Genomic DNA, 18,755 nt, shown 5'->3' with positions numbered 1-18,755 from the left:
TTCTTCACCCGCGAAGTGCCTTCCCGTCAGGACGATTGAACCCTAGAGAAGTCCAATTATCCCTTGCAGGACAGGCACTTTCGCTTACCTACACACCCCACACGCAACATTCCGTGAAAAATCCGGGCTAGACGCCGAACGCCTTGGACAACCAGCGGGTCGCGGCATCGACCAGCGTCGCGCGGTTCTCTCGTTTGACGATCTCATGCCCGTCGTCGTCGAAGATGAGCAGTTCGACGGTCCGTCCCAGCGCTGTGAGCGCGTCAAACATCTGACGCGACTCGCCGGGCGGCACATTCGTGTCGTTGCCGCCGTGCACCAGCAACAGTGGCGCGATCACCTGGTCCGCCCTCGACAGGGGCGAAAGGCGTTCCAGTAGATCATGATCCGCCACCGGGTGGCCGTACTCGGGGTAGGACGCCGCAGCTATCCACGGCTCGGTGGTGTGGTAGAAGCTGTTCAGGTCGCTCATCCCGCAGATACTGATGCCGGCCACGAACAGTTCCGGGTGAAATGCCAAGGCCGCCTGGGTCAGATAGCCGCCGTACGACCATCCGGTGCAGGCCAGCCGGTCCGCCGGTGCGATGCCGCGGTCCACCAGGTACCGAGCACAGTCGGCGACATCGTCGATCGCGGCGAAGCGCAACTCCTTGTCATCGGCGTGTACGAATGCCCGACCGAACCCGCCCGAGCCGCGCACGTTCGGCGTCAACACCGCAAAACCCACATCCAGCAGCGCCGGGAAGATCTCGTTGTATTCGGGCCGCGCCTGTCCCTCCGGGCCGCCATGCAAGAACATCACTGCGCCCACCACCTCGTCCTGCGGCCGGTACAACCACCCGGTGAGCTCGAGCCCGTCGCGCGCGGTGATCCGCTCCAGGGTGGGCAACGACGTGAGCGGCCCGCGGCTGGGCTCCCGGTCGATCCGCTCCCATTCCAGCGACCGCGGATCGACGAGTTCGACGGTGCGTGGCAATGACGGCCCTTGCACGGTCATCGCCACCATGGACCCGCCCGCACTGATGGTCAGCTCGCCGGCAACCGGGCCGGGCAGCGGGACCGGCACCGACAGCGTCTCGTCGGCGTACTCCAGGATCTGCAGCTCACTGCGGCCGTCGATGTTCCACAACAGCGCGACCGTCGACAGATCGTCACTCACCACGAACTCGTCGAGTTCGTAACCGGCACGTTCGGCGACGACGTGATACGTCACGCCCTCGGCCGTGACGGTGACCTCCAGCAACCTGGCATGGGCAGCGCCGTTGTCACTGCGGATCAGGGCCCGCACAAAACCCTCGGTGCTGTTGGGTCCGTAGGTGCTCGCCGGGTAGTAGAGCGCGGTCTCACCGTCGAGTCCGCTGCGCAGCCGGCGCGGCGTGTGATCGTCGAGGATCACGCCCGCGTCGGTGACCGAACCGGGATCCGATGGCAGCAGCGCGATTTCGGTGAGCCCCCACAACATGATGAGCTCCTGGTAGCCACGCGGACCCACCCGCACCAGCGAGGCGCCCGCCCACGCATCGACCAGTCGACCGCCCGAGCGCCGGTCGAGCACCAGGGTGTCCCCGGTGGCCGGATCGATCAGACACGAGCTACCGACCCCGTCCTCACCGGTGAGGATCGCCGCGACCTGGGTGCCATCCCAACCGATCAGCTCGGCGGTGCCCTCGGCGTCGGCCGGCCAATAGTCGATGCGGCGGGCGTCGCGGTCGTCGGGATCGGTGGTCACCACCCAGATCTGGCTGCGTGTCCCGCTTTCGGGGGCCACCTGGCAGGCCAGCCAGTGCCCGTCGGCCGAATGAATGACTTTCGTCACTGGCCCGACCACTGGCAGCTCGACGTCGCGTGAGGAACTGGCCCGCCATCCGCGCAGGAACCTCTGCACCGCGCGCGGATAGCCGCCGTCGTCGACCAAGTGGGCAAACGCGGTCGCGTCCGGTGACAACGACGCGCCGTAGTTCACCCGCACATGCCGGTCTACGGCCACCTCGCGTCCTCCCGTCACTTCCGCAGTTCCCTTCAGCATCTCTCATCACCGCCCGATACCCGGGGACCTCGGCGGCAGCGGACTGAGCATCCGCACAGGTACCCTCGCAGCCATGAGGTGGGCATGACCGATTCACCACGCCGCGACGGGTCCGAGCCGACCCAATCTCTCGGTAGCGGCTACCCCGTGGACTATCCGGATCCGGCGTACTCGAACCAGCCGCCGTACCAAAGCGTGTACCCGGCCGTGCCCGCTCCGGCACCGCAGCCCAACCCCACCCAACAGCTGCCGCCCTACCCTCCCTACGGATACGACCCGAACGCAACCGGCGGCCATTACGGGGCCGGATCCCCACCGCCGCCGGGCGAACCGACCCCGCCGGAGCCCGACAACCACGAACCCCGGCTCTGGCTGTGGATCCTGGCCGCAGTGGCGATCCTGGTGGTTCTGGGCCTGGTCATCGCACTGGTGATCGCCAACGGATCAAGCCAGGAAACAGTGGTCGCACCGCAACCCGTCAGCCCGCAGCCAGGCTTCACCACGTCGCCGACCGCACCCACCACCAGATCGCGCATACCCCGGCCGGTGCCGCTGCCCCCGCCGAGCACCGTTCCGCCGACGGAGACCTCGCCCGGGCCGACCGAGACCGTCACCTATGAGGTGACCGGTCAAGGCCGGGCCATCAACATCACCTACCTGGACACCGGCAACATGCTGCAGACCGAGTTCAACGTGCCGCTGCCGTGGAGCAAACAGGTCGAACTCGCCGCACCCGCCAACGAAACGGCCAGTGTGAGCGTCGTGAACTTCGGCCCGGATGTCGCCTGCACCGTGACCGTCAACGGTGTGCAAACCCAGCACCGCACCGGCACGGGCATCACGATCTGCGTCGGTTCGCCCTGAGCTGTCGGCTCAGCGCGTCGGTACGGCCGGGCTGGGCTGCCGCGCGGGCACCCGCACCGCGAGCATGCCCGCCAGCCCCACGGCCAACACCAGGACCAGCCCGCCCATCCCGGCCCGGTCTGCGCCGAAGATGTCGATGAAGGTGAAGAACAGCCACGGGGCCAGGAACGAGGCCGCTCGTCCCACAGTCGTGTAGAGCCCGAACGCGACACCCTCCTTGCCGTACGCGGTGATCCGCAGCATCAAGTTGCGCGCCGCCGACAGCGTCGGCCCGATGAACAGGCACAGCAGCAGGCCGCACACCCAGAAAGCGACCGGCCCGGACAACACCAGCAGGGCCAACCCCACCGCGATCAGACAGAACAGCGATCCGACGATGACAGGTTTGGAACCCACCCGGTCGTCGAGCAGACCGCCGGTGACCGCCCCGACCGCCGCGATCACGCACGCAGTGATCCCGAACAAAAGCACGTCGGCCTGTGAGATGCCGTAGACGTTGACTCCCAGCACCGCGCCGAACGCGAAGACCCCGGCCAACCCGTCGCGGAACACCGCGCTCGCCACCAGGTAGTAGACGACGTTGTGGTCCCGTTGCCACTCGCCCCGGATCTCGGTCCACAACTTGCGATAGGCGCCGAAGAAGCCGATGCGCTCGACTGGGGCCGCATCGGTCACGCGCGGCACCATCACGAAGATCGGCAGCGCGAACAACACGAACCAGACCGCGGTGAGCAGCATCACCGCCCGCACGTTCTGCCCGTCGGCGGCCGGGATGCCCAGCACCCCACGGCTATCCCCGTCGCCGGCGATGAAACCGACGTAGGCCAGCACCAACAACCCGACGCTGCCGCCGTAACCCAACGCCAGGCCCAGCCCCGAGATCCGGCCGGACGTGTTCGGTGTGGACAACTGCCGCAACATGGCGTTGTACGGCACCGTCGCCAGCTCGTTGCAGGCTGCGGTGCACGCCAGCAGGACCAAGCCGGGCATCAGATAGCGGTGGTCGTCACGGATCAGGCTCATCGCCGCGGTGAACAGGACGGCCGCACCGGTCATCACGGCCAGCACGCGGCGCCGCCGCTGCGGCGCGTCCACCCAGATGCCGGTGACCGGGGCCAGCAGGGCCACCACCAGACCGGCGACCGTCATGGCCCGGCCCAGCCAGCTGGCCGGAGTGGTGTCGCCGGGCAGATCCGCACCGACGCTGCCGGTCAGGTACACCGAGAATACGAAGGTGACGACGACGGCGTTGAGGCCCGTCGCGCCGCAGTCCCACAATGCCCACGCGAGCACCCTCGCTCGCCCTGGGTTCGTCATGCCCGCCACCTTATGGCCTGGCGCTCCTCTTAGGATTGGCCGCATGCCAGTCCCCGCACCCAGTCCGGATGCCCGTGCCGTCGTCACCGGCGCCTCGCAGAACATCGGCGAAGCGTTGGCCACCGAACTCGCCGCCCGCGGCCACAACCTGATCATCACCGCGCGCCGCGGCGACGTGCTGACGTCCTTGGCACAGCGCCTGACCGAACGTTACGGCGTGACCGTCGAGGTGCGCGCCGTCGACCTCGCCGACCCGGCGGCCAGAGACGCGCTATGCGAAGAACTGGCCCGGCGCGAGATCTCGATCCTGTGCGCCAATGCGGGCACCGCGACGTTCGGCCCGGTCACCGACCTCGACCCCGACGGCGAGAAGGCTCAGGTGCAGCTGAACGTCCTCGGCGTGCACGACCTGGTGCTGGCCGTGCTGCCCGGAATGGTCAAGCGCGGCTCCGGCGGCATCCTCATCTCCGGATCGGCGGCGGGCAACTCACCGATCCCGAACAACGCCACCTACGCGGCCTCCAAGGCGTTCGCCAACACGTTCAGCGAGTCGCTGCGCGGCGAGCTCAAGGGTGCGGGCGTACACGTCACGGTGCTGGCGCCGGGCCCGGTGCGCACCGACCTGCCCGACGAGTCCGAGCAGTCCCTGGTCGAGCGGCTGATCCCCGACTTCCTCTGGATCTCAACCGAATACACCGCCAAGCTGTCACTGGACGGCCTGGAGCGCAACAAGATGCGGGTAGTGCCGGGCGTGACGTCCAAGGCCATGTCGATGGCCAGCGGCTACGCGCCGCGCGCGATCGTCACCCCGATCGTCGGCGCCGTCTACAAGAAGCTCGGCGGCGGCTAGATTTTCGGCTTTGCCGCCGAGTGGCCACTTATCGCACGCTTCAGCGTCAAGCCCGTGCAATAAGTGGCCACTCGCGTCGAGGTACTACCGGCGGCGGCCCGTCCCGAAGATGCTGCGGGTGATCTCGCGGCCGATGACGGTGCCCGCCGAGCGCATGGCACTCTTGAACGCCGAACTCTTGAGCACCTGCTCGAGCATGCCCGGCTCGGCAGGCTGCGCGGGGGCGGGCATCGCCTCGATCTCACCCGAGGCCTCGACACCGGCGAAACCGCCCGGATCCTCGGCGGTGACCGGCGGCGCCATCTTGGCCGCCAGCCGCTCGTACGCAGAATCCCGGTCGACCGTCTGGCCGTAAGTGGCCTGCAGCGGACTGGCCTTGGCGGCCGCGGTGATCGCGTCGTTACCGATCGTGTCCATCAACGACCGCGGTGCCCGCATCCTGGTCCAGGCCACCGGCGTCGGCGCACCCCTCTCGGAAAGCACGGTGACGACCGCCTCGCCGATCCCCAACGACGTCAGCGCCTCCTCCAGGTCGTAGACATCGGTCTTGGGATAGGTGCGCACCGTCTTCGACAGGGCCTTCTGATCATCGGGGGTGAAGGCGCGCAACGCATGCTGCACGCGTGCACCCAACTGCGAGAGCACCTCGTTGGGCACATCGGTGGGCAGCTGCGTGCAGAAGAACACGCCGACCCCCTTGGAGCGGATCAGCTTGACGGTCTGCTCGACCTGCTCCAGGAAAGCCTTGGACGCGTCGGCGAACAACAGGTGGGCCTCGTCGAAGATGAAGACCAACTTGGGTTTGTCGATGTCTCCGACCTCGGGCAGCGTGGTGAACAGATCGGCCAGCACCCACATCAGGAAGGTGGAGAACATCACCGGCCGCGCAGCCTGGGCGCCCAGCTCGAGCAGGCTGATGATGCCTCGACCCTGCGGGTCGGTGCGCAGCAGATCCTTGGGTTCGAGCTCGGGCTCGCCGAAGAAGGAATCGGCGCCCTCGGCCTCCAGGTTGACCAGGGCCCGCAGGATGACGCCCGCCGTCGTGGTCGACACCGCGCCCAGCGCCTTGAGTTCGGGTTTGCCCTCATCGCTGGTGAGGAACTGGATCACCGAACGCAGGTCCTTGATGTCCAGCAGGGGCAGGCCCTTCTGATCGGCCCAGTGGAAGATCAACCCGAGGGTGGACTCCTGAGTAGTGTTGAGTCCCAACACCTTTGACAGCAGGATCGGCCCGAAACTGGTGATGGTGGCCCGCACCGGAACCCCGATCCCCTCGGTGCCCAGCGACAGGAACTCCACCGGGAAGGCGGTCGGTGTCCAGGTGTCACCGGTGTCCTTGGCCCGCTGATCGATCTTCTCGCCGGTGGCGCCCGGCGCCGAGAGGCCCGACAGATCACCCTTGACATCGGCCATCACCACCGGCACACCGGCGGCCGACAACTGCTCGGCGATCACCTGCAACGTCTTGGTCTTACCGGTGCCGGTGGCGCCCGCGATCAACCCGTGCCGGTTGACCGTGGCCAGCGGGATCCGGACCTGTGCGGCCGGATCGACGGCGCCGTCGACCACGACCGTCCCCAATTCCAATGCCTGGCCTTCGACTGCGTAGCCGGCAGCGATCTGCTGCGCGGGGGTGGCTGTCGATTCGGTGGTCATGCCGCGGTCCTCCCAGTTTTCGCGAACGAGCCAATCGGGGTCTGACACTACTTGCCGGGCGGCGCGCGCGGTGGGTGTGGCGGCCCATCACCGGTATAGGAATACTGTGGATCTTCGTGCGAGACGAACTGGTATGGATCGACTGCGAGATGACCGGCCTGGACCTCAAGTCCGATCGCCTGATCGAGATTGCGGTTCTGGTCACCGACGCTGACCTGAACATCCTCGGTGACGGCCTGGACGTGGTCATTCACACCGACGACGAGGCATTGTCGTCCATGATCGACGTGGTCAAACAGATGCACACCCGGTCCGGGCTGATCGAAGAAGTGCGAGCCTCGACCGTCGATGTGGCCACGGCCGAAGAGCTGGTGCTCGATTACATCCGCGGCCACGTCAAGACGGCCAAGGCCGCTCCCCTGGCAGGCAACTCGATCGCCACCGACCGCGGCTTCATCGCCCGCGACATGCCCAAACTCGACGATTATCTGCACTACCGCATGATCGACGTCAGCTCGATCAAGGAGCTGTGCCGCCGCTGGTACCCCCGGATCTACTTCGGCCAGCCCGAAAAAGGTCTCGCCCACCGCGCCCTGGCCGATATCCACGAGTCGATCCGCGAACTCAAGTACTACCGCTCGACCGCGTTCGTCGCCCAGCCCGGTCCGTCTACCAGCGACATTGCCGAGATCGCCGCCGAGCTCGGCCCGCCCAAGGACGACGCGCCCGAAACCGATTCGTCTGCCGAGCACCCGAGCAGTTAGTATCTACGAGCCGCATACGCGCCGAAGGCGCCAGCGGCGATGGTGGCTGTAGTTCAGTTGGTAGAGCACCAGGTTGTGATCCTGGCTGTCGCGGGTTCGAGTCCCGTCAGCCACCCCGACTGAAAGTAGTGCCTCACCTGCAAATATGCGGGTGAGGCACTACCGGTTTCGGGGCTCTTTACATCACCCCCAATATGCGCTGGAAAGTGTCCGCCTGCCGGCGATACACCAAGAACGTGACGCATCACTGCGCTGACAGTCCCCGCCGTGTTCTACCGTCGACACGTGGACGACCTCGCGCTCAGCCCGACGCGGCCAGGTGGCCACACGACGGCAACGAGTGGGGCGACGCCGACATACACGACGAAGCCCCGCACGCGGAGTGCAGGGCTTCGGGTTGAAGCTTGGACTATCGCGGGATCGGGACCGTGCCCCGCATCATGCCGATCAGATCGGCATCCTTGGAGGTCTGGCCGAGGGCGGCCTTCTCCAACTTCATCGGCGACAGGCCAATTCCCTCGTAGAGGGCGGGCTCATGCTTCGCCTTCCACCAATGTAGAAGACCCTTCATCACGCATCTCCTTTTTGCTGGGCGTGCCTCCGAGTGTAGTCGTCTGACCCGACAGTTGGCGTGTAGTCGCCTCCTGGTGTTTCAGCGACTCTCGGTGTTCTAGCGACTTGCGGTGACGCTTCAACTTGACGGTTGCAAGGACAACGATCCACACGGCGGCGATCTCACCTAAGGAGTAGAGCATGCACGCCTGCCACAAGTCACGTGGAGGAGCCACTGCCACGGTCACCAAGAGCAGTAAGACTGCGAACACTCCTCCGATCAGCCCCAGCCACGGATCACGCCCGTGCACGAACCACGCCACCACGAGCAGCAGCAATGAGGCAACCAGAAAGATCCACCACCAGCAGGTACGGCCATCTTCGCTGGGTGGAAGCTTGGGAAAGGCGAGGAAGACTGCCACAACCGCGCAGAGCGTGGCGGCCAGCCACAGAACACCACGTGCACGGCGCAGTATGCGTGCCGTCGTCCAATCCTCCGGTGCCCGCGCGACCCACGACAGCAGCAGGCCTGCGGCAGTGAGCATGAGTGTCGGCAATCCTGTTGGCGGGGTGTCTGTCTCAGTGCGAAACGTCCGAAGAACCACGGCACACGCGAGCGCCACGAACAGCGCCGCGGGGCCGTAGAGCGCCGCCGCGTATGCCCCGAACCGGCGCGGAGCAAACCGCAGATCAACGTAAGCCGTGGAAAACCGCGCCTGGGTCGCCCCCACAAAATGAAGCGTCGCGCGGCGCTTGGCGAACCACTGACACTCCACTTCGCCAGTGCTGGTCTTCTCGAACACGCTCGCGTCCTCCATCACCAACGGCGGCGGGGCCACAAGCTCGAAGTGAGTGCTCACCGCTGAGGCAAACTCCGCGATGTCGAAGCGCCGTCTGCCCGTCCATGTGTCCGAGTTTTTGACGCTTTCTCTGTACTCGAACTTGAGTACAGAGCGTGTCCCGACGACCTCCTCGTCGAGCTCCGTCGCCATGAGGAATCCAGCGCGCAGCCATTCGAGAAGGCCGTACACCGATTGCCAAAACCGCTCTACCGTCTCCGACTTCTCTGGGTTCTCTTCGAATAGAACCGAATGCGGGAAACCCGCGTCTACGGCCTTCTGTCGAAGGGTGCACTCTTCGGTTTGAGGCTGCGCCTCCTGCCCCACGACGTATCCAGTATGCGACTCGTCCGCTGGCTGACGGATCTTCTTTTCGGCTTCCTTAACAAAGGCTTCGAGCGCGCGAGGTTCACCCCCCCACCGCCGGGCGATGGCCGAAATCATCTTGACCGACAGGGCCGTATTCTCCTCGGTTCCGAGGAGCGGTACGGGTTTGCCGGACGGCCCAGTGATGCTGAACCCGTGCAACGGCCCCTTGCGAACGATCCCGATTGGAACCAGCACCTTGCCACGCGAGCCTTCGATCCGACAATCGGCTGGCAGCGTGAAGTCGAGCGAAACGCATCGCGTGCACTCACCCGTCCCCTCGACGACAAGACGCTCGACCCGACGGTGAATCCACGTCGGCTTCTGCCGTTCCAAGCCCACGACTAGATCAAACAGCCGGTCGCCGTCATCCCGCGCAGGAGGCGGTGTTCCATTTCGTTCTCGCCACTGCCTTACTTCCGCGCTTAACTGTCGCAACTGAGATTGCAAATGCGATTCGCCAGAGTCCACCGAGTCGCTCACGCGCCTGAGTATGCCGCAGCGAAAGGCTGGGCCGTGGGAGATGACGGTAGGTGAATTGACTGACAGGAGTTCGAGTCCCGACCGTGATAGCGGGAACGCCGTCTGCGCAAGCAGGCGGCGTTCCCATTTTCAGTGAATGCATCCGAGCCACTCAGTCCTTCGAATCCGGATCCCAAGTAGACGGCAACAACGGCACCGTCGGGCCGGCATCGAATTCGTCGTCGTCCAACGCCGTCAGGCCCGTCGTCGTCGCTTCGGCCTTGTCCCGCACGCCAGAAAAGCCCAGTGGTCCGGCGCCGCGATCCGATACCGTCGGCGACGGTTCCGGCGCGGCTCCAGCGGGTGGATCGCTGTGAAGGTCCATGTACTCATGGCCATGCCCTTTGTCCCGCATCGCGGCTCGGCGACGGCGGCGCGCCCGTGCCTCGCGGGCCAGTTCGGCAGCACCCGCGGCAGCGGTGTCGGACTCAGAAGACTTCTTCTTGACCGCAGTCGCGGACTTGGACCGGGCCGCGGCGGGCACCGCGATGCCGGGCGAGCCGATCAAGTACGGCGGGAAGAACCCGGGGCCGCCACCCGGGGCCGACGGCGGCGCCGGCGCCGCGGTGACGGTGGCAGTCGCCGACGCACCGGTCGACGGCACCGCAGGGGCGGATGAGGCGGCCGGGGCCGAGGGGCTGCCGGACACTGTCGAAGTCGCGCCGGCCGCCGGCCAGGAGCCCGGCTCAGCACCGGCCGGAATCTCTGCCATCACAGGCGCGGCCGGCTGGATTGCGGCCAGTCCCGCGACCGCCCAGCCCAGGTTCGCGGCGACGAGACCCAGAGCCGGCTGAATCAGGGCCGGGGACAACTGGGCCACCACCTGCAGCAGCTGCGCCGCGTGGAAGGCCATGTCCGCCAACACCATCGGCAGGTTGGTCAACAGGGCGGCGGGGTCGTTGAGCAGATTGTCGATCAGCAAGCCGATGTTCTCGATCTGCTCATGACCGACTTCCAGCCACCACCGCGGATCGAGCGGGCTCAGGTCTCCGTGGCCGTGATCATCGTGATCGTGGTCATGATCGCCGTCGTGGTCGTGGTCGTCGTCGTGGTCGTGGTCGTCGTCGTGCTCGTGGTCGTCGTCGTGCTCGTGGCCATCTTCACTGCGCAAGATCCTTGGCGCGGCCGGAGTCGTAGGGGTGGATGCCACCGCGGCCTCTGACACTCCCTGATAGCCCTCCATCGTGACGGCAGCCTGGATCCACATCCGCACATAGTCGGCTTCATTCAATGCGATCGGAATAGTGTTGATCCCAAAGAAGTTGGTGGACACCAGGATTGCATTCCTGGTGTGGTTGGCCGCCAGCTCGGCCAGGGTGGGCATCGCCGCAAGGGCGCCGGCATACGCACCGGCCGCAGTTTCATGCCGGGCCGCGATCGCGGCGCTGTCGGCACTGGCCTGATGCAGCCACGCCAGATACGGAAGATGTGCTGCCACATACCGTTCCGCGCTCGGCCCCTGCCAGGCCCCGGCCCGCACGCCACCCAGCACCGCAGCGAGTTCGTCTGCCACGGCGGCATATTCGATGCTCAACGACGACCACGCGCCGGCGGCAGCCAACATCGCGCCCGGGCCGGGGCCTGCGTTCAGCAGCGCAGAATGCACCTCGGGCGGCGAGGCCATCCATACCCCGGACATGAGGAACCCTCCTTGAACACCGTCGATCCGCGGCATCCAAGTTATTGACCATGATTGTCATTCTCAATGAATTCATCGCCAACTCATAGAAACGAGCACCGTGCCGAAAATGGCGGGGAACCACCACATGGCTCGGACATCATGCGCCGCGGGTGCACGCCGCCCAGATGCACCAGAAGGCGCACCAATGGTCCTGCGGACTAATCCGGGACTAATCCGCCACGTCGTCCCGTCGGCGAATCCGCGGAGCCAGCTGCACGATCTCGGGCACCACGGTCGGATTCTCGTAGGCGGTGGTCACCAGTGACACCAGGGTGTTGGCGACGTCGTCCAGGGCCGACATCCGAGCAGGCAGGGCACCCTGGGCCACCCACGTCTTGACCAACTGTTCGAGCAGGTCCCGGTCGGCGCCGCGCAGGATCTCGGTGTCGTCGGTGGGGCCGACGCCGACCCGGATCAGCGACAGCTCGGGATGCTCGATGCGCCAGGAGTGCAGGATCTCGTCGAGGGCGGCCTTGCTCGCGCTGTACGCCGCCACACCTGCACGGGGGCGGCCCACGTCGTAGCTGGAGGCGACCAGGACCACCCCGTTCTCGGCCAATCGCGGTGCCGCGGCGCGCAGCACGTTGTTGGCACCGACGGTGTTGACGCTGAACGCGTGCAGCCAGGTCGCGACATCGGTGTCCTCGATGTAGGCGAACGGGATCACCGTGCTGGTGAACACCACGGCATCCAAGCCGCCCAGGGCGTCCGCCGCATCGTTGACCACCCGGTTGATCGCCCCGGAATCCTCGACGTCGAGTTCGAAGGCGTGTCCGCCGGTCGCCTCGGCCAGGGAATTCAGCAGTTCGATGCGCCGCGCTGCCACAGCGACCTTGGCGCCGCGCTCGGTGGCACTGATCGCGACAGCGTGGCCGATGCCCGACGAGGCACCGACGACGAGGAGACGCAGTCCGCCTGCATCGGCTCGCTGACCGCTCATTCGATCAACCCTCCATGGTTCATCTCTGGGTGTTAGGTCACCCTTTGCTCGTCGGACATTACCGCGTGCGATGAGTTCCGGACGCGCGGCGGGTCCACTTGAGAGAACGAGATTCTCCGAGCAGCGATCAGGAGCCCTTCATGACGACAGGAAAACCTCCGATAGTCGACCAGCAGACGTGGCGCACCACGCTCGACGACCTGCGGCGTCGGGAGAAGGCCGCCACCCGGGAACTGGACGCGATCGCCGCGGCGCGGCGCCGGCTGCCGATGGTGGAACTACCGGAGTACACACTGATCGGCGCGGACGGCCCGGTGCGCCTGGCCGACGTGTTCGACGGGCACGCCCAATTGATCACCTACCACCACATGTGGACCGACGGGGCCGAATGGCAGTGCGGCGGCTGCACCGGGTTCACATCGCAGTTCACCCGCCTCGAATTCCTGGACAACTACGACGCCCGCTTCGTCATCGTCACCAACGGGCCCATCGAGGAGGCGCTGGCGTATCGCGACAAGGTCGGCAACCGGATGGACTGGTACTCGTCGTCGGAGAGCTCCTTCGGCTCCGACGTCGACGCCGCCCCGGGCGAGGGGTTCGCGGTCAACGTGTTCTTTCGTGCGACGGGGCCGTCGGGCGAACAAACCGTGTACCGAACCTGGCACACCAACGGCCGTGGCACCGAACAACTCAGCCACTCGTTCGCATTGATCGATCTGCTGCCCTGGGGCCGGCAGGAAGAATGGCAGGACTCGCCCGACGGTTGGCCCAAGCGTCCCACGTACTCCGGCTGGCTCGACAGCCCCGACATCGCCCAGCTGTATGGAAAGGACTCTCAATGACTTCAGCGACCGACCAGCAGCGCTACGTCGTCACCCGCACCGTCTCCGCGTCTCCGGCCCAGGTGTTCGCCGTCCTGGCCGATCCGGCCCGCCATTGCGACACCGAGCCCGGCGACTGGGTGCGCGACGCGATCGACCCCGAGCCGATCACCGGGACGGGCCAGATCTTCGCTGTCAACATGTTCCTGCCCGCCGCCGGCGGTCACTACGTCATGCACAACCTGGTGACCGCCTTCGACAAGGACCGGACCATCGCCTGGTTGCCCGGGCAGCTCGACGAGGAGGGCCACCATGCTCCGGGCGGGTGGAGCTGGCGCTACGACCTGGCCCCCAACGGAGACCAGACCGACGTGACGATCACCTACGACTGGACCGACACCCCGCAGAGCTTCCGCGACCAGATCGGAGAATGCCCCCGTTCGGCCCCGACTTTCTCGACGAATCGCTTGCGGCACTGGAACGTTCAGTCAGTTAGCGACTATCAGGTGCTGGCGTTGCCGGTGCGCCACTGCTCCCAAGGAATGTTCCAGTCGCCCAGGCCCTCGGTACCCGGCAACACTGAACCCACGGTGTTTCTCACCTCGACGATGTCGCCGCGCTTGGTGTTCTCGTAGAACCAGCGGGCATTGGCCGTGCTGACGTTGAGGCAACCATGGCTGACGTTGCTGTAGCCCTGGCTGCCCACCGACCACGGGGCCCCGTGCACGTAGATGCCGCTGTAAGACATCTGAGTCGCGAAATCGACCTCGGTGCGATATCCATTGGGCGAGTTGACCGGTACCCCGTAGGTCGACGAATCCATCACCATGTGATCGAAACGGTCGCCGATGATGTACACACCGTTGTCCGTCGGAGAACTGTTCTTGCCCATCGAGATCGGCATGGACTTGATGACTTCGCCGTTGCGGCGGACGGTCAGTGTCTTGGTGTTGTCATCGGCGGACGCGATCACCTCGTCGCCGATCGTGAAGTGGGTGGTGACGTTGCCCTGCCCGAACAATCCGTCGCCCAGCGCGACGCCGTAGGTGTTGACCGTGACGTCCACCGAGGTGCCGGGCTTCCAGTATTTGGCTGGGCGCCAACGCACTTCGCGGTTGTTGAGCCAGTAGAAGGCGCCTTCCACCGGTGGATCGGTCTTCACGGTGATGGCCCGCTGGGCGGCAACGCGGTCGGGGATGTTCTCGTCGAACCTAACGGCGATGGGCTGCCCGACCCCGACCACTTCCCCGTCGTTGGGCAAGACATAGGGCATCGTCAGATTCGCCGGCGAGTGTGTCTCGAACCGCAGGCGCCGGTTGGCGACTCCGCCGAGCCCGAGCGACTGCGCATTGAGCGTGTACTGCTCGTTGTAGTCGAGCGGGTCGGTGGTCGACCACGTCAACCCGTCGGCACTGAACTTCCCTGCGACGCTGGCGCCTTCTTCGTTGGTCATGGTGACCCCGCCGAGCACACCGTTCTCGGCGCTCACGGTGACCGGCGCGTCCACGGTCACCCCGACCGCGTCATCGGTCACCGATGCCTTGACCCTGGGCACCAGCAAGTCACCGTAGGGAGTGCCCTTGTCGGCGATCACCGGCGGCGGGCCCTGCGTCTCCTGCCCGCCGCACGCGGCCAGGCCCAGCATCATCGCCGGCACCATGGCAGCCACCGCTCGCCGGAAGACATCCCGGTACGGACGGGTCGCCGTCTGGGCGTGCCCCATGTTCGTCCCACCCCTCACACGGTCAACAGCAAATTCTTGGCAATAGTCTAAGGGCTGCCTGGAACTCTGGCCCACCGGAAACCTCGCGCAGCCCTGCGACCAGCGGATTTCACTGTTGAGCGAAACTCCTGTTATTGTCTCTCACGCGCGCCGTTAGCTCAGTTGGTAGAGCAGCTGACTCTTAATCAGCGGGTCCGGGGTTCGAAACCCTGACGGCGCACCAACCAAAAACCCTGCCTCGGCAGGGTTTTTGCGTTTCAGGGTTTGAGAGTTACTGCGGCAGTAGACCTCTTGTCTGACGGTCAGGCCCGATACCTTTCGGCAAGCCGGTCACCAACGCTGGGTTCGGCTTCCTCCAACAACATCTCCACCGCGCCCGCCAGATGTGCGGCCGCATAGCCGTTATCCCGGTACTGCTCAGTTTTGAAGCGGTCGAGTTCTCGGCGTAGATCGCCCAGGGTTTCATCGCTCACATGCGCCATATGGCTACCTCCAGTCGGTGTGACCATGGCCCACATCGCCGCCTAGAGGTTCGACATGAGCCATTGGGTGTTGTCAGCGAATCCCGACGACCAGTCCGTCGAGTTCAGCTGTACCAGCGAAGGCACATGCGGCAGCCCTGGCAAACGGAAAATATGTTAGCTGCAACGCAATACCCCCTTGTCACACGTTCGTCCCGTGTTGCGGCCGAGATCAAGAACCGGGTCCGACTCCCCTATCCTGACCCGAGGTCGACCTTAGCTGGACACCTATGCAGTAGCAACCGGTTCCACGAGAAAGAGCCGTTCCCGCCGTGCAATGCAGGAGATTTCAGCTACCGCCGGCGTCGGACTCCGAGTTGCGCGAAACACCTCGGGTTATCAGACGGATCCACGTTTGCCAATCGTTTTCTCCACTAAATCGCCACCAAATCACCGCAAAGAGCCCAACGCCGCGTCGCCCGGGCCGACGGTCACAGCAAACATTCAGCCCAGCCACCAGTTTCTCCGGGCCCCGCAGCGCCCACCCCGACAGCGCGCCGACACAGTCCGCGGAAATATTTGCGGACAACCACTGCAGAATCGGCGAACGCACTCTGCTGACACCTGTCGAATAATGTGCTGAGAGCCGCGTCCCCATCTAGTCCGATATGGGCGACGCCAGGTGTTGACGTCCATGTAAGTTACTGTCAAAATTCTCATAGCAGCACTTCCGCTGGTCAGACGCAAGAAACCGTGTTAATCTCAAGTTAGCTGATTAGTTTTGGTTGGTTTCCTGGTGGCGGTCACGCCAAGATAAGAGGTGTTAGCTGATGGCTACCGCGGGTGGCGTCGACCCCACAGCTGCATCGACTTCCGCATTTGTTGCTGCAAATCAGCCTGTCATGGTGTATAGCTGCAACCGGCTCGGACGCATCGCCAATCCCCCGAGCTTTTCGCTGGCCGACTGGCTCCTGTTCCGCCGCCGCTGAGCGGCGCAACAGGCTGGAGCCGCTGAGCGGCGCAACAGGCTGCTCAGCGCCGCTTTATCCGCCGGACGACCACGACCACCACCAGCGCACCGGCGCCCGCCAGTGAAGCGGCCACCGCTGGTTTCTTGATGAAGCCGATGACCGCTGACTTGAACTCGTCGGCCAGACGCTGCGGGTTGGCCCGCTCGGCCAGCGAGTCGACAGTCAACGCAAGTTGATCGCGAGCCTGATCGATGTCCCGCTTTATGCTCTCCGGGTCCCGGTTCGCCACTGTTTGCTCCTCCAAGCCGCTCCACGTCGTGCTGCCCTGCCGCACTACCCTAGATCAGCCGGCGCCGTGACGACGGAACCGGTCGACAAGAAGGGATACCCACGCATGCCGCCAACCCCGCGCCTCGAGGTGGGAGACACCGCCCCGGCCTTCGCCCTGCCCGATGCAGACGGCAATGTCGTCAAGCTCTCCGACTACAAGGGCCGCAAGGTCATCGTGTATTTCTACCCCGCCGCCTCGACGCCCGGGTGCACCAAGCAAGCCTGCGACTTCCGTGACAGCCTCACCGAACTCAACGGTGCCGGGCTCGACGTCGTCGGTATCTCCCCGGACAAGCCTGAGAAGCTCGCCAAGTTCCGCGACAAGGAAGCACTGACCTTCCCGCTGCTGTCGGATCCCGACCGTGAGGTACTCACGTCCTGGGGCGCGTTCGGCGAAAAGACCATGTACGGCAAGACAGTTCAGGGCGTCATCCGCTCGACGTTCGTGGTCGACGAGAAGGGCAAGATCGCCGTCGCGCAGTACAACGTGCGGGCCACCGGTCACGTCGCCAAGTTGCGTCGCGACCTATCGGTGTAGCCGGCCGAGCGCTTCGAGCAGCAGCGCTTCGGCCGTAGCCGCCTTCTCCAGCACACCCAGGTGCAGGCTTTCGTTGACGCTGTGTGCCTGGGTGCCGGGGTCTTCGACTCCGGTGACCAGAATCGTCGCGGCCGGGAAGGCCTCGGCGAATTCGGCGATGAACGGGATGGATCCGCCCATCCCCATGTCCACGGGGTCGGTACCCCACGCCGTGCGGAATGCCGAACGGGCCGCGTCGTACACCGAACCCGAGGCATCGATGGCGTAGGGCTGGCCGACATCACCCGGGGTGACGGTGACCTGCGCGCCCCAGGGGACGTTCGCTTCGAGGTGCCGGGTCAACGCCTCCAGATGCGCGTGGGCGTCGCCGCCCGGCGCCACCCGCATGCTGATCTTGGCGCGGGCACGTGGGATCAGCGTGTTCGACGACTTGTCGATGGGCGTGGTGTCGATGCCGATGACGGTGATGGAGGGCTTGGCCCACATGCGTTGCACCACTGAGCCGGCGCCGATTTCGGACACTCCGTCCAGCAGGCCCGACTCTTCCCGGACCCAGTCGGGTCCACGGTCGACGTCGGCCGCCGTCGCCTCGTGCAGACCGGCGACCGCGACATTGCCGTCGTCGTCGTGCAGGCTGGCCAGCAGCCGCACCAGCACGCTCAACGCGTCCGGCACGACACCACCCCACAGACCCGAATGTAGGCCGTGGTCCAGGGTGGCCACCTCTACCACGCAGTCGGCCAGGCCGCGCAGCGTCACGGTCAGGGCCGGGGTGTCGGTGCTCCAGTTGTCGGAGTCGGCGATGACGATGACGTCGGCGGCCAGGGCGTCTTTGTGCGCAGTCAGCAGCGCGCCCAGTGACGGCGAGCCGGACTCCTCCTCGCCTTCGACGAAGACCGTGACGCCGACCGGAGGCTGGCCGTCGAAGGCCCGTATGGCTGCCAGATGTGTTGCGATACCGGCCTTGTCGTCGGCGGTGCCGCGGCCGTAGAGCCGGCCGTCACGTTCGGTGGGTTCGAACGGCGCGGTGTCCCACTGTGCCGGATCCCCTTCTGGCTGCACGTCGTGGTGGGCGTACAGCAGCACCGTGGGTGCGCCCGCCGGTGGCGGGTAGTGCGCGATGACGGCAGGTGCACCGCCTTCGCTGACGATGCTGACGTCGGGAAAGCCCGCGTCCGACAACAGTTTTGCCACCGCTTCGGCGCTGCGCTGCACCTCGGCGCGGCGGGCCGGGTCGGCCCACACCGACTGGATGCGAACCAGATCCTCCAGATCGGACCGCACCGACGGCAATACCTGCTGAACTCGCTGTACGACGTCAGTCATGCTGACGAGCGTAGTAGGTGACTCCCCCATCGCGAGCAGACGCAGATGTACCCGACACGCCGACGATTCGGGTACATATGTGTCTCAGTGTCAGTCTGGCTTTTGCCGCGTTGCGGTGGTTGGGTCTGGATCATCTGGTGTCTGGCTCGATTTGTGTCTGTCGCCCGTTGTGGGTTGGCATTTGAGCAGTAGTGCCGGCACCAGGTGT

General features: G+C 65.6%; 17 protein-coding genes, 2 tRNA genes and 1 pseudogene. 9 read left to right on the top strand and 11 right to left on the bottom strand.

Annotation, left to right across the window (positions count from 1 at the left end; translation table 11 throughout):
* Nucleotides 1-127: 127 nt before the first annotated feature.
* On the bottom strand, nt 128-2,005 hold the full coding sequence (locus E0T84_RS30765) for a S9 family peptidase (protein WP_249383789.1): 1,878 nt from the start codon (nt 2,003-2,005) through the stop codon (nt 128-130).
* Between the two features lie 105 nt (nt 2,006-2,110).
* Here E0T84_RS30765 and E0T84_RS30760 point away from each other — a divergent pair, with 105 nt between their 5' ends.
* Entirely contained in the window at nt 2,111-2,890 is a 780-nt protein-coding gene (locus tag E0T84_RS30760; protein WP_070186073.1) for an MmpS family transport accessory protein, read from the top strand.
* A gap of 9 nt (nt 2,891-2,899) precedes the next feature.
* On the opposite strand, the gene E0T84_RS30755 is transcribed toward E0T84_RS30760, so the two are convergent.
* Nucleotides 2,900-4,207 carry an MFS transporter gene (locus tag E0T84_RS30755; RefSeq protein WP_138746356.1) on the bottom strand — a complete coding sequence of 436 codons (1,308 nt, stop codon included), beginning with the start codon at nt 4,205-4,207 and terminating at the stop codon, nt 2,900-2,902.
* A 43-nt stretch (nt 4,208-4,250) separates the two neighbouring features.
* On the opposite strand from E0T84_RS30755, the gene cmrA reads away from it, so the two are divergent.
* Nucleotides 4,251-5,057, top strand: a complete 807-nt coding sequence (gene cmrA, locus E0T84_RS30750; protein WP_138746355.1) for a mycolate reductase — start codon at nt 4,251-4,253, stop codon at nt 5,055-5,057.
* An 84-nt stretch (nt 5,058-5,141) separates the two neighbouring features.
* On the opposite strand, the gene E0T84_RS30745 is transcribed toward cmrA, so the two are convergent.
* Nucleotides 5,142-6,713: a helicase HerA-like domain-containing protein gene (locus tag E0T84_RS30745; protein ID WP_138746354.1), complete on the bottom strand. Its 1,572-nt coding sequence runs from the start codon at nt 6,711-6,713 to the stop codon at nt 5,142-5,144.
* A 116-nt stretch (nt 6,714-6,829) separates the two neighbouring features.
* Here E0T84_RS30745 and orn point away from each other — a divergent pair, with 116 nt between their 5' ends.
* Nucleotides 6,830-7,477: an oligoribonuclease gene (orn, locus tag E0T84_RS30740; protein WP_171055239.1), complete on the top strand. Its 648-nt coding sequence runs from the start codon at nt 6,830-6,832 to the stop codon at nt 7,475-7,477.
* Nucleotides 7,478-7,519: 42 nt separating this feature from the next.
* Nucleotides 7,520-7,592, top strand: a tRNA-His gene (locus E0T84_RS30735).
* A gap of 294 nt (nt 7,593-7,886) precedes the next feature.
* Here E0T84_RS30735 and E0T84_RS32035 read toward each other — a convergent pair.
* From E0T84_RS32035 to E0T84_RS30720, 4 genes are all read right to left on the bottom strand, one after another.
* The gene (locus tag E0T84_RS32035; RefSeq protein WP_159437519.1) at nt 7,887-8,048 is read right to left on the bottom strand and encodes a hypothetical protein; all 162 of its coding nucleotides are present in this window, start codon (nt 8,046-8,048) and stop codon (nt 7,887-7,889) included.
* Nucleotides 8,011-9,717: a hypothetical protein gene (locus E0T84_RS30730; RefSeq protein WP_131823357.1), complete on the bottom strand. Its 1,707-nt coding sequence runs from the start codon at nt 9,715-9,717 to the stop codon at nt 8,011-8,013. The genes E0T84_RS32035 and E0T84_RS30730 overlap by 38 nt, the downstream gene beginning before the upstream one ends.
* A gap of 151 nt (nt 9,718-9,868) precedes the next feature.
* Nucleotides 9,869-11,395, bottom strand: a complete 1,527-nt coding sequence (locus E0T84_RS30725; protein WP_070186055.1) for a PPE family protein — start codon at nt 11,393-11,395, stop codon at nt 9,869-9,871.
* 211 nt (nt 11,396-11,606) lie between these two features.
* Nucleotides 11,607-12,377 (bottom strand): SDR family oxidoreductase, encoded by a 771-nt coding sequence (locus E0T84_RS30720; RefSeq protein ID WP_070186054.1) that lies wholly within the window; start codon nt 12,375-12,377, stop codon nt 11,607-11,609.
* 140 nt (nt 12,378-12,517) lie between these two features.
* Between E0T84_RS30720 and E0T84_RS30715 the strand changes: the two genes are divergently transcribed.
* Both E0T84_RS30715 and E0T84_RS30710 read left to right on the top strand, forming a co-directional pair.
* Nucleotides 12,518-13,219: a DUF899 family protein gene (locus E0T84_RS30715; RefSeq protein WP_070186053.1), complete on the top strand. Its 702-nt coding sequence runs from the start codon at nt 12,518-12,520 to the stop codon at nt 13,217-13,219.
* A pseudogene (locus tag E0T84_RS30710) lies at nt 13,216-13,694 on the top strand (ATPase). The gene E0T84_RS30715 and the pseudogene E0T84_RS30710 overlap by 4 nt, the downstream one beginning before the upstream one ends.
* Nucleotides 13,695-13,700: 6 nt before the next feature.
* Here the strand turns inward: E0T84_RS30710 and E0T84_RS30705 are convergent.
* Nucleotides 13,701-14,921 carry an Ig-like domain-containing protein gene (locus tag E0T84_RS30705; RefSeq protein ID WP_070943535.1) on the bottom strand — a complete coding sequence of 407 codons (1,221 nt, stop codon included), beginning with the start codon at nt 14,919-14,921 and terminating at the stop codon, nt 13,701-13,703.
* A gap of 147 nt (nt 14,922-15,068) precedes the next feature.
* On the opposite strand from E0T84_RS30705, the gene E0T84_RS30700 reads away from it, so the two are divergent.
* Nucleotides 15,069-15,144, top strand: a tRNA-Lys gene (locus tag E0T84_RS30700).
* A gap of 79 nt (nt 15,145-15,223) precedes the next feature.
* Here the strand turns inward: E0T84_RS30700 and E0T84_RS30695 are convergent.
* On the bottom strand, nt 15,224-15,403 hold the full coding sequence (locus E0T84_RS30695) for a hypothetical protein (protein ID WP_029110072.1): 180 nt from the start codon (nt 15,401-15,403) through the stop codon (nt 15,224-15,226).
* A gap of 809 nt (nt 15,404-16,212) precedes the next feature.
* Here E0T84_RS30695 and E0T84_RS32030 point away from each other — a divergent pair.
* Nucleotides 16,213-16,371 (top strand): hypothetical protein, encoded by a 159-nt coding sequence (locus E0T84_RS32030; RefSeq protein ID WP_097926197.1) that lies wholly within the window; start codon nt 16,213-16,215, stop codon nt 16,369-16,371.
* 43 nt (nt 16,372-16,414) lie between these two features.
* Here the strand turns inward: E0T84_RS32030 and E0T84_RS30690 are convergent, their stop codons facing one another.
* Complete coding sequence (locus E0T84_RS30690) at nt 16,415-16,642, bottom strand: DUF3618 domain-containing protein (protein ID WP_138746353.1); 228 nt, start codon at nt 16,640-16,642, stop codon at nt 16,415-16,417.
* A gap of 105 nt (nt 16,643-16,747) precedes the next feature.
* Here E0T84_RS30690 and bcp point away from each other — a divergent pair, with 105 nt between their 5' ends.
* A complete protein-coding gene (gene bcp, locus E0T84_RS30685; RefSeq protein ID WP_070186070.1) occupies nt 16,748-17,221 on the top strand; it encodes a thioredoxin-dependent thiol peroxidase in 474 nt (157 codons plus the stop codon).
* On the opposite strand, the gene E0T84_RS30680 is transcribed toward bcp, so the two are convergent.
* Nucleotides 17,210-18,577: a dipeptidase gene (locus E0T84_RS30680; RefSeq protein ID WP_070186050.1), complete on the bottom strand. Its 1,368-nt coding sequence runs from the start codon at nt 18,575-18,577 to the stop codon at nt 17,210-17,212. The genes bcp and E0T84_RS30680 overlap by 12 nt on opposite strands.
* Nucleotides 18,578-18,755: the final 178 nt, after the last annotated feature.

Origin of the sequence: Mycobacterium sp. DBP42, from assembly GCF_005924235.1 — a bacterium.
Lineage (GTDB): Bacteria > Actinomycetota > Actinomycetes > Mycobacteriales > Mycobacteriaceae > Mycobacterium > Mycobacterium syngnathidarum.
Note: the sequence above shows the minus strand (reverse complement) of the source record. Positions and strands in the feature narration are given on the sequence as shown.